The sequence below is a fragment of the Bacillus niameyensis genome, from assembly GCF_001375535.1.
Classification (GTDB): Bacteria; Bacillota; Bacilli; order Bacillales; family Bacillaceae_C; genus Lederbergia; species Lederbergia niameyensis.
Genome location: NZ_LN831197.1, coordinates 567,200 through 582,183 on the forward strand (window position 1 = coordinate 567,200; position 14,984 = coordinate 582,183).

General features: G+C 37.0%; 20 protein-coding genes. 13 read left to right on the forward strand and 7 right to left on the reverse strand.

Annotated features, from left to right (window positions below; translation table 11 throughout):
* Positions 1-411: 411 nt before the first annotated feature.
* Entirely contained in the window at positions 412-816 is a 405-nt protein-coding gene (locus BN1243_RS21505) for a hypothetical protein (RefSeq protein ID WP_084781784.1), read from the reverse strand.
* Between the two features lie 373 nt (positions 817-1,189).
* Here BN1243_RS21505 and BN1243_RS02770 point away from each other — a divergent pair, with 373 nt between their 5' ends.
* Positions 1,190-1,525, forward strand: coding sequence for a YolD-like family protein (locus BN1243_RS02770; protein ID WP_069201754.1), 336 nt, complete (start codon positions 1,190-1,192; stop codon positions 1,523-1,525).
* A 117-nt stretch (positions 1,526-1,642) separates the two neighbouring features.
* Here the strand turns inward: BN1243_RS02770 and BN1243_RS02775 are convergent, their stop codons facing one another.
* A complete protein-coding gene (locus BN1243_RS02775; RefSeq protein WP_062104747.1) occupies positions 1,643-1,858 on the reverse strand; it encodes a CDGSH iron-sulfur domain-containing protein in 216 nt (71 codons plus the stop codon).
* A 158-nt stretch (positions 1,859-2,016) separates the two neighbouring features.
* Here BN1243_RS02775 and BN1243_RS02780 point away from each other — a divergent pair, with 158 nt between their 5' ends.
* Positions 2,017-2,352 carry an iron-sulfur cluster biosynthesis family protein gene (locus BN1243_RS02780; RefSeq protein WP_069201755.1) on the forward strand — a complete coding sequence of 112 codons (336 nt, stop codon included), beginning with the start codon at positions 2,017-2,019 and terminating at the stop codon, positions 2,350-2,352.
* A 28-nt stretch (positions 2,353-2,380) separates the two neighbouring features.
* Here the strand turns inward: BN1243_RS02780 and BN1243_RS02785 are convergent, their stop codons facing one another.
* Together BN1243_RS02785 and BN1243_RS02790 are read right to left on the reverse strand one after the other, a co-directional pair.
* Complete coding sequence (locus BN1243_RS02785; RefSeq protein ID WP_062104748.1) at positions 2,381-3,550, reverse strand: toxic anion resistance protein; 1,170 nt, start codon at positions 3,548-3,550, stop codon at positions 2,381-2,383.
* The gene (locus BN1243_RS02790) at positions 3,547-4,203 is read right to left on the reverse strand and encodes a 5-bromo-4-chloroindolyl phosphate hydrolysis family protein (RefSeq protein ID WP_069201756.1); all 657 of its coding nucleotides are present in this window, start codon (positions 4,201-4,203) and stop codon (positions 3,547-3,549) included. Before BN1243_RS02790 ends, BN1243_RS02785 begins: the two co-directional genes overlap by 4 nt.
* Positions 4,204-4,635: 432 nt before the next feature.
* Between BN1243_RS02790 and sinI (BN1243_RS21510) the strand changes: the two genes are divergently transcribed.
* A complete protein-coding gene (gene sinI / locus BN1243_RS21510; RefSeq protein WP_326569861.1) occupies positions 4,636-4,710 on the forward strand; it encodes a DNA-binding anti-repressor SinI in 75 nt (24 codons plus the stop codon).
* Between the two features lie 130 nt (positions 4,711-4,840).
* Here the strand turns inward: sinI (BN1243_RS21510) and BN1243_RS02795 are convergent, their stop codons facing one another.
* The 3 genes from BN1243_RS02795 to BN1243_RS02800 form a co-directional block, all read right to left on the reverse strand.
* Positions 4,841-5,170 (reverse strand): helix-turn-helix domain-containing protein, encoded by a 330-nt coding sequence (locus BN1243_RS02795; RefSeq protein WP_062104749.1) that lies wholly within the window; start codon positions 5,168-5,170, stop codon positions 4,841-4,843.
* 73 nt (positions 5,171-5,243) lie between these two features.
* Positions 5,244-5,390, reverse strand: coding sequence for a DNA-binding anti-repressor SinI (gene sinI / locus BN1243_RS21960; RefSeq protein ID WP_154669790.1), 147 nt, complete (start codon positions 5,388-5,390; stop codon positions 5,244-5,246).
* Positions 5,391-5,689: 299 nt separating this feature from the next.
* Positions 5,690-6,601: an aldo/keto reductase gene (locus BN1243_RS02800; protein ID WP_062104750.1), complete on the reverse strand. Its 912-nt coding sequence runs from the start codon at positions 6,599-6,601 to the stop codon at positions 5,690-5,692.
* Positions 6,602-6,853: 252 nt separating this feature from the next.
* Between BN1243_RS02800 and BN1243_RS02805 the strand changes: the two genes are divergently transcribed.
* From BN1243_RS02805 to spoIIAB, 10 genes are all read left to right on the forward strand, one after another.
* Entirely contained in the window at positions 6,854-7,396 is a 543-nt protein-coding gene (locus BN1243_RS02805; RefSeq protein WP_062104751.1) for an NUDIX hydrolase, read from the forward strand.
* 10 nt (positions 7,397-7,406) lie between these two features.
* Positions 7,407-8,564, forward strand: coding sequence for an endonuclease Q family protein (locus BN1243_RS02810; RefSeq protein ID WP_062104752.1), 1,158 nt, complete (start codon positions 7,407-7,409; stop codon positions 8,562-8,564).
* A 100-nt stretch (positions 8,565-8,664) separates the two neighbouring features.
* The gene (gene spoIIM, locus BN1243_RS02815; RefSeq protein WP_062104753.1) at positions 8,665-9,312 is read left to right on the forward strand and encodes a stage II sporulation protein M; all 648 of its coding nucleotides are present in this window, start codon (positions 8,665-8,667) and stop codon (positions 9,310-9,312) included.
* A gap of 429 nt (positions 9,313-9,741) precedes the next feature.
* Positions 9,742-10,203 (forward strand): ferric iron uptake transcriptional regulator, encoded by a 462-nt coding sequence (gene fur, locus BN1243_RS02820; protein WP_062104754.1) that lies wholly within the window; start codon positions 9,742-9,744, stop codon positions 10,201-10,203.
* Between the two features lie 159 nt (positions 10,204-10,362).
* Positions 10,363-10,590 carry a YqzK family protein gene (locus BN1243_RS02825; RefSeq protein ID WP_062104755.1) on the forward strand — a complete coding sequence of 76 codons (228 nt, stop codon included), beginning with the start codon at positions 10,363-10,365 and terminating at the stop codon, positions 10,588-10,590.
* 6 nt (positions 10,591-10,596) lie between these two features.
* On the forward strand, positions 10,597-11,490 hold the full coding sequence (gene xerD, locus BN1243_RS02830) for a site-specific tyrosine recombinase XerD (protein WP_062104756.1): 894 nt from the start codon (positions 10,597-10,599) through the stop codon (positions 11,488-11,490).
* Between the two features lie 102 nt (positions 11,491-11,592).
* A complete protein-coding gene (gene deoB / locus BN1243_RS02835) occupies positions 11,593-12,783 on the forward strand; it encodes a phosphopentomutase (RefSeq protein WP_084781789.1) in 1,191 nt (396 codons plus the stop codon).
* 131 nt (positions 12,784-12,914) lie between these two features.
* Entirely contained in the window at positions 12,915-14,078 is a 1,164-nt protein-coding gene (locus tag BN1243_RS02840) for a D-alanyl-D-alanine carboxypeptidase family protein (RefSeq protein ID WP_062104757.1), read from the forward strand.
* Positions 14,079-14,180: 102 nt separating this feature from the next.
* Positions 14,181-14,531: an anti-sigma F factor antagonist gene (gene spoIIAA / locus BN1243_RS02845; RefSeq protein WP_062104758.1), complete on the forward strand. Its 351-nt coding sequence runs from the start codon at positions 14,181-14,183 to the stop codon at positions 14,529-14,531.
* A gap of 3 nt (positions 14,532-14,534) precedes the next feature.
* Complete coding sequence (spoIIAB, locus tag BN1243_RS02850; protein ID WP_062104759.1) at positions 14,535-14,975, forward strand: anti-sigma F factor; 441 nt, start codon at positions 14,535-14,537, stop codon at positions 14,973-14,975.
* Positions 14,976-14,984: the final 9 nt, after the last annotated feature.

The following is a 14,984-nucleotide window of genomic DNA, read 5'->3' on the forward strand; positions in this document are numbered from 1 at the left end:
AGAGGCGTAAATTTGCTGAGTTTCCAAAAGATTACTGGGAAATGAGCATTATTGAAGATTTGGTATTTGTTTTCAAAACCTTTTCAAAAAAAGACATGCCAAAGAAGCGTCACATATTTATTTATTTTTTTAATAGGTTGTTTTTGTAAACATTGTTGCTTACCAGGACAGTGCTTGGTTGATTTCCGCTACAGTTGCTCGCTTTCCGCGGGGCGGGCGGTGAGCCTCCTCGGCGTAAACGCCTGTGGGGTCTCACCTGTCCCGCTGATCCCGCGACGGACAGGACGTCCTAGTGTCGGCGTTGGCCACAGGACGTGGCCGTCTTTAGCCGACCAGGAGTCTCGCACTTTCGCTACAATCAACCTTCAACGGATTTTGTTTTAAAATCAACAAACCCTTGGATAAGGTCCTTTAAAAAGATTTGGCTATTGAAGATAAAATATGACCGTTAAGGAAGGATAGCGCATCTTTTTGATGGGCATACCAGGCATCAATGTGTTGACACATCATAATGGCGTAAGTCCGTATATACCACATCTTTGTAGGCCGATGCCGACCAGATTCTAAGTGATAATCGACTTTTTCTCGTTTGTTTGAACGTTCTACCGATGTTCTTCTTTTATAAACGATCTTCCATTTTTCGGATGTTCTAGGAGTCTTAGTAAAAAGTCGAAGATTGTCTTTCCCAAAAGTATGGAATGTTCTTCCGTATTTGGCTGTAGAACAAGGGCTTTTACACGTATTTTTTGTACCACAAGCTAATGGACAACGCCATTTTTGCCTATTTTGCGATTTGTCATATCCGTTTGGTTTCATTTTAAGTTTTGCTGGTGAATGACAAACTTAAGTATATGTGCAAAAGAATAACTTAGTTGATTGAAGTGGAAGGCGGCGACTCCTGGGGGATTAGCGTGACAGGTGAGATCCCGCAGGAGCGTAGCGACGAGGAAGCTCACCGCACGCCCCCCGGAAAGCGTCCGCCTGGAACGGAAATCAACGGTGGCGAGCTCTCGCGTAGTATGTAGATTATTCATCTCGTTCAATAGAGAATGAGCAATTTTACTAACAAAAAAATGAAATATCCCCCTATTAATAGTAGGAGGAGAAATAAAAAATTGGTATAAGAAAACCTTGTACCATCTTACTCGGTGAATGCCGAGAGTCTATTTATAGAAAAGGAGGGAGAGAGATGATTCGGGATCGTGGTGTAATCAAATGGAATTCACTTATGCTCCCTGAACATGTAGCAATGCTCAGGGAGTGGGCTAGCGAGGACCAGCAAGAGGTTCGCAAACCATTGGATGAACAAAAACTTGAATTATTGAACGAAATTGTGATAGAAGCGATGAGATTGGAAAAGGAGGTAATGTTTACCTATTTTCGTAATCATCGTTTTGAACAGGTAATCGGAAAAATTCATTCTTATAATATATTGGAAAAAGATTTTCGAGTAGTCGAGCGTGAAGGAAAGCGAATAAAGATTTTTATTGAGGATATCCAGGAATTAGTTATCGTCGAAGATTAGAATACCTTGCTAAGGCTTTGGTTCGGCACTAATGCATTCATATATTAGTTATCATAAATGAATAACACCCGAAGACCTTCCCAATAATCTTCGGGTATCACAGTGCAGCCTAGTTTATTATTCTAATGCCTTTTCAGCACGGACACAGGACTCGAAGTTACCTTTATGAGTGCCATCACAAAACGGTTTACGCTTAGATAGTCCACATCGGCATAACGAAAATACTTTCTTTGTTTCGAAAACATTGCCTTCAGCATCAATTAATTCTACGTCTCCTGTTACTCGATAGGAGCCATTATCATTCACTTTAATTTGTACTCTTTCTTTTTCCACTGAAAATCCCCCTTTATATACGCTATCTAATATAGTAGTAGGAAATCTTTAGAAAAGCAACCAAGTCAAGGTATATGCACACTAAGGCGAAATAGATTAATTATTTGCGCCAAAATGGTAAAATAATATAACGGGAAAAGGGAAGGGGAATGATTATAATGAAGCTAACTATTACTCCGGCAGCAGAAGAACAGTTAAGGCGACGAACGTTAGGAAAAGACCTTTTAGTCAAACTAAAATATGAAATAGACGGATGCGGTTGTGCAGTTAGTGGGGTTCCGATTTTACAATTAATCAATCCGCACGAATTTGACGAAGCTCATGATATGAAAATCCCGACGAATGCGATGGATGTGTACATGGAAAAATCGAAAACAGTATTTTTCGATGAAGAGATGAAAATTGATTTTTTGCAAGAAAATCAAAATTTTCGATTGACTAGCCCCAGCCAAATATTAAATGGGCGGATGAATTGTGTAGTCAAGGCAAACTAAAAACCGGACAATTTTGTCCGGTTTTTTATTAAGTAAGTTTGAGTAGTTTTTCTTTCAGTTCACTTTCCATTGCAACTAGTTCCTGCTCAGCTTGAGCACGTTTTTCACGACCTTCTTGTTGAATCTTGATCGTTTCTTCGAGAGTGCTTATCAAATTGGATTGTGTCTTTTTCAGAGTTTCTATGTCAACTAATCCGCGTTCATTTTCACGAGCTGTTTCAATTGTATTTGTTTTTAACATTTCTGCATTTTTTAGCAGCAACTCATTTGTTGTTTTAGAGACTTGCTTTTGGGCTTCAACAGCTTGCCGTTGACGAATCAATGTGAGGGCGATCGCAATTTGATTTTTCCAAAGTGGGATGGCCGTCATAATCGAAGTTTGAATTTTTTCAGCTAAAGCTTGATTGGTGTTTTGAATCATACGAATTTGTGGAGCACTTTGTATTGTAATTTGTCTGCTCAATTTCAAATCATAAAGCCGTTTTTCCAATCGGTCAGCAAACTGCACCATATCGTTTACTTCTTGATAAGTCATTTGGTCACCAGAGGCTTCCGCTTTTTTCTTCAATTCAGGAATTGATTTCGTTCGTAACTCTTCAATTTTCAACTCGCCGGCAGCAATAAAAATATTCAAGGCGTGAAAATAATCTTTATTTTTCTCATATAATTGTTCCAACGTCTTTAGATCTTCAACCAAAGTTTGTTTCGATTGGTTTAATTTAACTGTAATACGATCAATTTGCGCGCCAGTTTTTTGATACTTAGACATTACCTCCTGTACAGAATTCGAAACTTTCCCGAACATTTTCGAAAGGAAATTTTTCTTTTCCGGTGTTAGCTCATCAGGATTAATATCACGAAGTTTACCCATCAACTCACCTAAAATATCACCAATCGGACCGATATCTTTATTTTGAACATGATCAAGCATAGAACTTGAAAAATTTAGCAATTGGGATTGGGCTTGAGTACCATAAGCAATAATGGCTTGAAGATTAGATGGATCAATTTGTTTTGCAAGCTCAAGTGCTCGTTTTCTGTTTTCTTCAGGAAGACTATCGACTAATCGAACAGGTTTCGCCTCCTGCACTTCCGATTGTTTAACAGGGCTAACAAGTTCCTCTTCCCCAAATGGATTAGCTAAGAGGTCATCCAAACCATCAAATTGTAATGCTGTATCAGATTTTTGTTCACTCATTGTTTCGTACTCCTTTCATCGACATCAACTGGATTATATTCTAGTTTTTTTAGCGAATGTTTAGCAACATCCAGTTCAAAATTCAGGTCATCAATATCACTCGATAATACATGATAAATATCCTTTTTTACAGATTTACTTAAATCATCAAGAGTATTCTGAGTTTCTTTAAGCGAAATATATAATTTTTCACTTTTAACAGGTTGAGAAGCAAGCATAGCATAGCGCTCAGAAAGTTCTACAACCGAATCTAGATGATAGAAGAAAAAACGTTCGGATTGATAAAACCGTCGAGGGTCTTTATCAACAATTTGGTACATCTTTTTGGCTAGTCTATTAAGCTCATACAATTGCTTAAAAGCCCCCATAGATCTTACAGAGAAGAACGCTTTTTGTAGTCTAGCCATTTTTCCTTTAGCTTCTCTCAAGTTTCTTTGAATATAGGCATACTCTTTTCTAGTTAATCTATGTTTTTTCAAAAGCTTATGATTGAAAAAGAATTTTACTCCGAAAAAAGTTAAAGCGCCCACTGCAAGAGAACTTAGTGAGGCAGTCCCAAATGGTAAATCGAAACCGAGGAGTAAAATAATCCATATCATAAAGGTTTCAGCCGCTGTGAACATTCCAAGAAAAAAAGAAAAAATGGGTTTCAAGGCCGCATCGACTCCTATTCATACTTTCCTATACATAAAATACGATTTGCATATTAAAAGGTTTCATTGACTTTATTATAAGGAAAAATGCGTCGTATTGAAAGTGTGAGAAGACAATAAGCTGGATAAGTTCTATTTCTTATTCCGTGGTTGGGAAGTTTTGGTATTTTAAAACGATAAGAAATATTAAGATAACTAAAGGAGATAGGAGAAAATTAGCGTTTTTCAAGGGAAAATGACTAAATTTGAGGTTTTTCAATTTAGGTATTTTCGCTTATATTCAATTTAGTTCTTTATTAAGAACTAACGAACTATATAAAGAACTACATGATCAACCAACATAGATAAAAACATGGCAAAAATAGATGATAGGGAGAATCTGGGGGGAGAAAGATCAAATCAATCATACAGAAAACGGATCAGGAATGGAAATTGCTTATTCTAGAAGCGAAAAAAATGGGATTGAAAAAAGAGCAGATTAGAGCTTTTCTTACAAAGAATAAGTAATGGAAAACGTTCAGTAACGAGCGTCACTGAACGTTTTGATTCATTGTTTACGTTTAACTTGTTTGATAGTAACGAAAGTTGTAAGTCGATGAGCAACGGCTCTGCACTTTTGTTTCTCACTTTTACTTAATTATTTATGCTGGATTTTCCATTTGTTAAATTCAAGGAATTCTCGAAATTCTTGTTTGGAAACACCTGAAGCCATTGCTTCACGAACAAGTTCTTCCCAGTCTTCATCAAGATACTCATTATCTGAACGGTTCGATTCCCCGTGCAACAGTAGATGAACTGATATATCTAAAACTGAAGCAATTTTCTCTAAAAAATGAATAGAGGGGTTGGATTGGATATTTCGTTCAATCGAACTTAAATAAGATTTAGCTACCCCGGCTTTTTCAGCTAATTCTGACAGGGACATGTTCTTTAGCTTGCGGTATTCCTTTATGCGTTCACCAATCACGTATGTATTCACCTTCCTTACAGTGATAGTATACCATATAACGAAGGATCGTTTTATATTTAGAACAACAATTTTAATTTTTTTTTCGAATATTTTCAAGTGAACCTTCATCTTTGTACGATTTGAAAAACTCTCTGATTGATTCTAATGTCATGCCAGCTTCTAATGCTTTCAGAATTAAATCCGCCCATTCATCATCCCATTGTTTTTTATTTAACATTATTTTAACCTCCTTGAAATACTAGACCCCTTATAGTTTCAGTTGAAATAAAGAACTGTAAGAAAGCGATTTGTCTGAAAATACACATAGCTCGATAGTCTTAGTATATATATCACTAACACGACAGTCTTGAGAAAAATGTCGATGTCGAATGAATATTTAGAACAGTTAAAATTATGATGAACTCCTCTCTATATGCCGAAAAAGAGGGATATGGTGATGATTAAGTCGAATGGACTTAAGTTTTAATAAAATAAAATGTAGAATGCTGATAAAAAACCTCAAAAAAACATGAAAGATTATCGATGGGTAGTATATATGTTTTCTTTAGTGATCATTTTCAAAAACGCTAATTCTTCTTTTTCAAAAGGCGCCGCTTGAGCGGCACGGATATTTTCATTAAGTTGTTCTACAGAGCTTGAACCAATAACAACAGCACGTACAGCATTATGAGCCAAATTAAATTGCAAGGCAACTTCATTCAGTGTTCTTTTGTCATATAGTAATTTAGATTTAATGTTTTCAATGAGCTCCGTTAACTCAGATGCTGAATAATGGAGGTAATCATCTTGAATACCTTCATTTAGAAACTTATCGCTCAATATTCCTTTTGCCACTGATCCTCTTGTAACAATGCTAATATTGTGTTTTTCAAGTACCGGCATTAACTCTTCAGGTCTGCGATCTAAAAGGCTATATTGCATCATATTGCTTATAACAGCAGATTTTTCGGCAAATGCTTTAATAACATTTGGACGAATAGAGGATAAGCCATAATACCGAATGAGACCTTCTGCCTTTAACTCTTCAAATGCTTCAATTATTTCATCAATGGGATCCTCTATCGTGCCGCCATGAAGTTGATATAAATCAATATAGTCAGTTCTTAATCTCCTAAGGCTCTCCTTAACGGCGGATTTTATATGCTTTTTGGAAGGATCCCATCTCCACCCATCTTTTTGTTCATTCCAGCGGTTTCCAACTTTTGTTGCAATAATAACTTCGTCTCGCCTTGAGGATAATACTTTTCCAACTATTTTTTCATTAACACCGTAGTCATATAAATCTGCCGTATCAAAATAGTTAATGCCACCGTCCAATGCCGCTTCAATAATTTTAGTTGCCTTATTTAAATCTGTACCTAGTGACATACAACCAAGCCCTATTTTAGATACTAATAAATCAGAATTGCCAAGTTGCCTTTTTTCCAATTTTATCCCACCTTCCTCAATTCCATTTTAACGGAAATAATGAAAGGAAAACAAAATTAATGAACCATTTCTTATTGTGTTATGATGGAAGAAGCCGAAAGTTTGCAAGTCGCTGGGCGCTAGAGCTAGACAAAGAAAGCGGAAGCGCCTATTAAGCGACGACCTGTCCATTGTAGTTGGACAAATTAATGTTGTTATTAATAAAATCAAATGGACTTTACACAATCTTTACTATATAAAGGAGAGTCTTCTATGAAGAAATTTGAAGAAAAAACGATTAATACAAAAGAATTATTTAATGGAAAAGTGATCAAAGTACATATAGATGATGTTGAACTGCCAAACGGAGAAATGGCAAAAAGGGAAATCGTCAAACATCCTGGTGCCGTTGGAGTGATCCCAATAACAAGTGAAGGGAAAGTGGTGATGGTAGAACAATATCGGAAACCATTAGAGCGTTCTATATTGGAAATACCGGCTGGAAAATTAGAATTGGGTGAACTTCCAGAACTTACAGCTGCTCGAGAACTAGAGGAAGAAACAGGCTATGCAGCAGATAATATGGAGCACCTCACTTCTTTTTATACTTCACCAGGCTTTTCTGATGAAATAATTCATTTGTATGTAGCGACTGATTTAAGAAAAGTTGAAAATCCACTTGCTGGTGATGAAGATGAATTTGTTGAACTTCACGAATTAACATTAGAGGACGCTTTAAAGGCTGTAGAAGATCAATGGATTTATGATGCGAAAACAGCCTATGCAGTGCTGTATTTACAATCTAAAAAAGGATGATGAAAGCGAGATGAACGAATTTTTCGCAGATTTACATATTCATATCGGCCGAACCTATACAGGAAAACCAGTTAAAATTACAGCGAGCCGGAATCTCACGTTAACGAATATTTTAAAAGCAGCAAAATACCCGAAAGGATTGGATATTGTCGGTGTTATCGATTGCCAATCCCCTGAGGTAATCGAAGAATTGGAACAATTAATCCTGTCGGGAAAACTTCTTGAAATGCAGGAGGGAGGTTTTCGGTATGAAGATGAGGTAACGCTTATACCAGGATCAGAAATCGAGGTCTATGACGAACACTGTCACGGCCCTATACATGTACTCGTTTTTTTCCCGGATTTAGTGTCGTTAAAAACATTCTCTATTTGGTTAAAGGAAAGAGTGACTAATATCCAACTTAGTACACAGCGGATCTATGAGGATGCGGTAGTTTTACAAGAAAAGGCCAAAGCTTTAGGAGGTTTATTCATTCCTGCCCATATTTTTACTCCTTTTAAAAGTTTATATGGTAAAGGTGTAGAAAAATCACTAACGGAAATATTAAATCCAACCCTTATTGATGCGGTAGAATTGGGCTTAAGTTCTGATACTGAGATGGCTGATCAAATTAGTGAACTCCATTCCTATACTTTTTTAACAAATTCTGATGCTCATTCCTTACCAAAGATTGCAAGAGAGTACCAAAAGTTTTTTTTAGAAGCTCCGACTTTTGCAGCTATTGAGAAGGCACTGAAAAATGAAGGTTCCAATAAAATTTTATCCAATTATGGCCTTAATCCAAGACTAGGAAAGTATCATCAAACAACATGCTCTGAATGTTCTACGCCTATGCAATCCTCGACTTGTCCGAACTGTGGATCAAGTAAAATTACTTTAGGTGTATCCGAGCGAATCAACCAATTGGCTGATGCTCTAGAAAAGCCTATGAGACCAAAGTATGTCCATCAAGTACCCTTAGAATTTATTCCGGGATTGGGACCAAAAACAATGCAATATTTGCTTGACCATTTTGGCACAGAAATGGATATTTTACATCGCGTAAAAGCGCAAAATCTAAAAGAAGTTATTAAACCCCAACTAGCGGATTTAATTATAGCTGCGCGAGAGGGGAAATTAGCAATTTCAGCAGGCGGTGGAGGAAAATACGGTAGAATTAAAAAATAAGAAAGTGAATGAGTCAGCTCTAGTCCCTTCATGATTGCTGTCATATCGAAAGCCTGTCCATCATATGATGTAACAATCGTAGGACAGGAGGAAACATTATATGCGCTATCGTCTCTCTTCAAATCTAATTACTAGACATTTCCAAGAACATTCATCGCTTTATACCTTTATGGCTGTTTTGTTTTTGATGGGGGTTATATTCGGGGCAATTATGGTGAATAGTTTGTCAGGACATCAAAAAGAAGATCTTTTCTATTATTTAAATCAGTTTTTTGGACAAGTAGGCGAGGGAGAAATGGTCCCCTCCGAAGAATTGTTAAAATTAAGCTTTTTTCATAATGTGAAAATGGCTGGGCTTATATGGGTATTAGGTATTTCAATTATTGGATTTCCGCTTGTTTTTTTATTAATTTTTTTAAAGGGAATCGTTGTTGGCTTTTCAATAGGCTTTCTTGTTAGTCAAATGGGGTGGAACGGGCTGCTTTTATCTTTCGTTTCCTTACTTCCGCAAAATTTGATTATGATTCCTGTACTGATCTTTATGTCAGTCAGTTCGATCGCTTTTTCAATCAAGTTAATTAGAAAAATTTTCATTCGGCAAACTGTTCATTTTCAATTTATACCTGTATTTGCTAAATATGCTATGGCGTATATCGGTGTAATAGCCTTCGTAACAATTGCAGCTAGTATAGAGGCATACATTTCCCCTGGACTCATGAAAGCGGTCATTACATCGATCGGAAAATAATGTGAAACCTTAATTAGTGGTCTATTCAATGAGGGACATAGACGGTACAACAAATAGCAGTGTGAGAAATCGCACTGCTATTATTCGTTCGGTCCAGCTTCAGGAACCGATAAGCGGGCGCCTTCCGCTTTTTGTTCTAGTCCAGCTCCGGCGCATATCGACTAGCAAACTTCTACGCTTCTTCCTCGATAAGTCAACATCGGCTCATTCTTCGCCGTGTTTCCTTTATCTCAGGCCAACAGGATGTTGGTCAGAACAGCGTTGCGCCAGGACGGCGCGTCTTTAGCTGTTCATCCTTATTATAAGGAAGTTTGTACGTCGATGGGCAATGCGCTTCCGCTTTTGTTCTTATTTGTAATAATTTTAGTTTGAATATGGAAGTTAATCTGATATAATGAAATGGATAGTCCTGAGGGAGGATTTTAGGGTATGGAAAGTCGGATCAATCGGATAAAGAAACAATTGCATTCCGCAAGCTACAAGCTTACTCCCCAGCGTGAAGCCACGGTTCGGGTGCTGCTTGAACATGAAGAAGATCATTTAAGCGCGGAAGACGTTTATCTTCTAGTCAAAGAAAAATCGCCTGAAATCGGGCTTGCGACCGTTTATCGAACATTAGAATTATTAACGGAATTAAAAGTTGTTGATAAAATTAATTTTGGTGATGGCGTTTCTCGTTACGATCTTCGACAAGAAGGAGCTGCTCATTTTCATCATCATTTAGTTTGTCTTGAATGTGGTGCGGTTGATGAGATTCAGGATGATTTACTTGAAGATGTTGAAAAAATCGTAGAACGCGATTGGCGGTTTAAAATTAAAGATCATCGACTCATCTTTCACGGGGTGTGCTGGCGCTGTCAGAAAAAGTCAGAGGATCATGAACACGAATAAAAGAACCTTTTCCTTTTAAATTGGAAAAGGTTCTTTTATTTTATGTATATCTTGTCTAAATCTTTCCATTCTTTTCTGAACAAATGAATAAATGTATCCAAGCTTGGCATAAGATTGTAACAGAAAAAGGAAGATATATGTGCGAAGGAAGGAAAGAGGATGAAAAATATATTGAAATTATTTTTTGGAACAATTCGGTTGTTAATTTTGCTAGTGGGGTGCACCATTCTCTTTTATTATGGTATTATGTGGATAAATCAGGAGTACGAAAACTATCGGCGCTACGATGAGCCGGACGGTACTGCAGTGAAAGCTTTCCAGCCTATAAATAATGAACAAGGTAGTTGGTTTTCACGTCTGATGCTTTTTTATCAGAATGGAGAGTAATGCCAAGTGCAGGATCAATTGCAAGATTTTATCCACTTTATGACAGTAGAAAAAGGTTTAGCTCAAAACACGATTATTTCTTATGAACGGGATTTAAAACGTTATATTCAATGTCTACAAGAGAATGAAAAAATCGAAGACTTTCATCAAGTTTCCCGTATACATATATTGCAATTTATATCCCTTTTAAAAAAAGAGGGGAAGTCTTCGAAAACTACTGCACGCCATCTTGCTTCGATAAGAGCCTTTCATCAATTTCTTTTGCGAGAAAAGGTAGCAGATCATGATCCATCTGTTCATGTAGAAACACCACAAATGGAAAAAACCCTGCCGAAAGTACTTAGTTTTAAAGAGGTCGAAAGATTACTTGAGACTCCAGAAAAGACAACTATATTTGGTATTAGAGATAAGGCAATGCTCGAGTTGCTATATGCAACAGGTATTCGGGTAAGTGAATTAGTAAATCTGGATATGGAAAGTGTCCACTTGACGATGGGGTTTGTCCGTTGTATCGGAAAGGGAAATAAAGAGAGAATAATCCCGCTTGGAAACATTGCTTCTCAGGCTATAGAACATTATTTGCTTGAGTCCCGGCCAAAGTTAAGAAGTACAAAATACAAAACGGACGCGCTGTTCCTAAATCATCACGGAAATCGTCTAACACGGCAAGGTTTTTGGAAGATTATTAAGAAATTGGCGACCGAGGCCAATATTGAAAGGGACCTAACTCCTCATACACTGAGACACTCATTTGCTACTCATTTATTGGAAAATGGGGCGGATTTAAGGGCCGTTCAGGAAATGCTCGGGCATGTAGATATTTCTACTACGCAAATTTATACTCATGTTACTAAAACAAGATTGAAAGATGTCTATACTAAATATCATCCAAGAGCTTGATGGGAAAAGCATCTAGATTTTTCAAAAAACCGCAAATAGCGGTTTTTTTCCCTGCTATAGGAGGGTATGATACCTATATGATTATTATTAGGGGGCTGAAAATTGGATTATAAAATATTTAAACGAATACATTTAATTGTTATGGACTCGGTTGGAATAGGTGAAGCACCAGATGCAAAATTGTTTGATGATGAAGGAGCGGACACTCTTGGTCATATAGCCGAAACGATGAATGGACTAAACCTACCGAATCTAGGGAAATTAGGAATAGCTAATATTAAAAAAATTAAAGGGGTAAATGAAGAAAAAAAACCTCTCGGCTATTATACAAAAATGCAAGAAGCTTCTCGAGGAAAAGATACAATGACAGGGCATTGGGAACTGATGGGTCTTATTACAAATAAGCCGTTTAAAGTCTTTCCAAATGGTTTCCCAGAAAAACTGATCGCTAAGCTTGAACATCTTTCCGGAAGAAGTATTATTGGGAATGTCCCTGCTAGTGGTACGGAAATAATGGAACGTCTAGGGAAAGAGCATATGGAAACGGGTGCTCTTATTGTCTATACTTCGGCAGATTCCGTTTTACAAATTGCAGCACATGAAGAAATTGTACCTTTGGAAGAACTTTATCAAATATGTAAAGATGTCAGAGAGTTAACTTTAGAAGATGAATTTAAAGTAGGACGTGTAATTGCTCGTCCATTTATAGGAACACCAGGTCAATTTAAACGGACAGCAAATAGACATGATTATGCTTTAAAACCATTTAGTAAAACGGTTATGAATGAGCTAAAGGATGCTGGTTTTGATGTGCTAGCTATTGGTAAAATTAATGACATATATGATGGAGAAGGGGTAACAGAGGCGGTAAGAACCGTTTCGAATATGGATGGTGTTGATAAATTTCTAACTATGATGGACAAGGACTTTACAGGAATTAACTTTGTTAATTTAGTTGATTTTGATGCATTATACGGACATAGGAGAGACCCAGTAGGTTATGGAAAAGCTTTGGAGGAATTCGATGCGCGGATTCCTGAAATAATGGACAAAATGCATGATCATGATTTATTGATAATTACAGCTGACCATGGAAATGATCCTGTGCACCATGGTACCGATCATACTAGAGAGTTTGTCCCTTTATTAGTATACTCTAATCGCTTTAATGAGGGTGGAGAACTTCCGCTTCGAAAAACTTTTGCAGATCTTGGAGCAACGGTTGCCGAAAACTTTGGAGTTGACTGGAATGGAGAAGGAACTAGTTTTTTAGCCAATTTAAAAGTACATTAATGAATTTAAAAGTCGGAGAGCTTTTCTTCGGCTTTTTCTTATGCCTCATTTGTATAAATAATTTGATACTGGGAAAGAATGGTATGGAAAACATTTCCGTTTAGGATGGCGACAAAGATGGAGGGATTGCTGTGAAAAGGATTGCGATAATATTATTTGCATTTGGGATGATTCTTTCATTATTTTCTGGAGCTGCTTTCGCAGAAGAAAAGAAGGTGGAGCTTGCAGAGGATTCGAAATCAGCTATTTTAATTGAACGAGATACAGGGACTATTTTGTATGAGAAAAATATGCATGAAAAATTATCACCTGCCTCTATGACGAAAATAATGACGATGCTTCTTATTATGGAAGCATTAGATGCAGGAAAAATTACTATGGATGAAAAGGTAATGACAAGCGAACATGCAGCCTCGATGGGTGGCTCACAAATATTTTTAGAGCCAGGGGAAGAGATGACAGTTAAGCAGCTTTTACTTGCTGTAGCGATTGGCTCTGCTAATGATGCGTCTGTCGCTTTGGCTGAAAAAATTGCGGGCAGTGAAGAGGCTTTTATCGAAATGATGAATAAGCGGGCACAAGAATTAGGTTTGAAAAATACTCACTTCCAAAACACAACAGGTCTCCCCGCCAAAGATCACTACAGTACAGCATACGATATGGCTATGCTCTCTAAAGAATTATTAAAACATGAGGAAATAACGGATTTTACAAAAATGTATGAATCCTATTTAAGAGAAGATACAGACAAAGAATTTTGGCTTGTAAATACGAATAAATTAGTAAAATTCTATCCTGGAGTAGATGGGTTAAAGACTGGTTTTACAAGAGAAGCAATGTATTGTTTAACAGCTACCGCGAAAAAAGATGATATGAGGGTGATTGCCGTTGTCTTTGGCGCACCAAGCCCAAAAAGCAGGAACGCTCAAATAACTAAAATGCTTGATTATTCCTTCTCTCAGTATACAACCCATCCACTTCATAAAAAAGGAGAATCTTTAGGCAAGGTGAAGGTTAGCAAGGGAGATAAGAAACATATTGAGGCTGTAACAGGAGAAACGGTATCTGTTTTAACGAAAAAGGGTGAGAAGACAGATAACATTACGGAAGAAGTTAAGTTACATACAGATATTAAAGCTCCTGTAAAGAAAGGGAACGAAATTGGGGAATTAATCATTAAAAAAGATGGAAAAGAAGTAGCGAAGGTTCCTTTAGTAGCTAAAGAAAATGTCAAAAAGGCATCGTGGTGGAACTTATATAAGAAATCCTTCGGAATGTTCACGAAATCCGATTGAAAAAAATGACGAATCTCTTCTAGTTTTGTCTTGTAGAAGGAATTGATGGGATCGAAATAGAATTGACTCACTATAGTCTAAATGCAAGGGGGATATAGTGAAGTGAGTTTAACGATCGAGTTAGATGTTAAGCAGGATGTATTATGTATTCGACTTTCAGGTGAATTAGATCACCATACTGCTGAAGAATTAAGAAATATGGTGAACGAAACGATTGAAAGGGATCAGATCAATCATATTATTCTGAATTTGGAGAAACTAGCGTTTATGGACAGTTCTGGTCTAGGAGTTATTCTTGGTAGGTATAAGCAAATTAAATTAAAGAACGGAGAAATGGTAGTCTGTGCTATTTCTGCCCCTGTTAAAAGGCTATTTGAAATGTCAGGGCTATTTAAAATTATTAACTTAGAAACGTCTGAACAAATGGCTCTCGAAAGATTGGGGGTAGCCTAAACAATGAGAAATGAAATGCAAATTAAGTTTAGTGCACTTAGTCAAAACGAATCATTTGCAAGAGTAACAGTAGCTGCTTTTATTGCCCAGCTTGATCCTACTTTAGATGAGCTGACAGAAATCAAAACAGTTGTTTCAGAAGCAGTTACAAATGCTATTATCCATGGTTATGAACAAAATCCAGCAGGTGTGGTTTATATATCCGCTGCAATTGAAGATGATATGATTGATCTTGTTATTAGGGATAATGGCATAGGAATAGAGGATATTGAGGAAGCAAGACAACCACTATTTACAACAAAACCAGAACTAGAAAGATCAGGAATGGGTTTTACGATAATGGAAAACTTTATGGATAAGATTGAAATAGAATCGCAACCAGGTTCAGGCACCACGGTACGTTTAACTAAATATGTAACTAAAAACAAAGCGTTATGCAATTAAGGAGCCGTG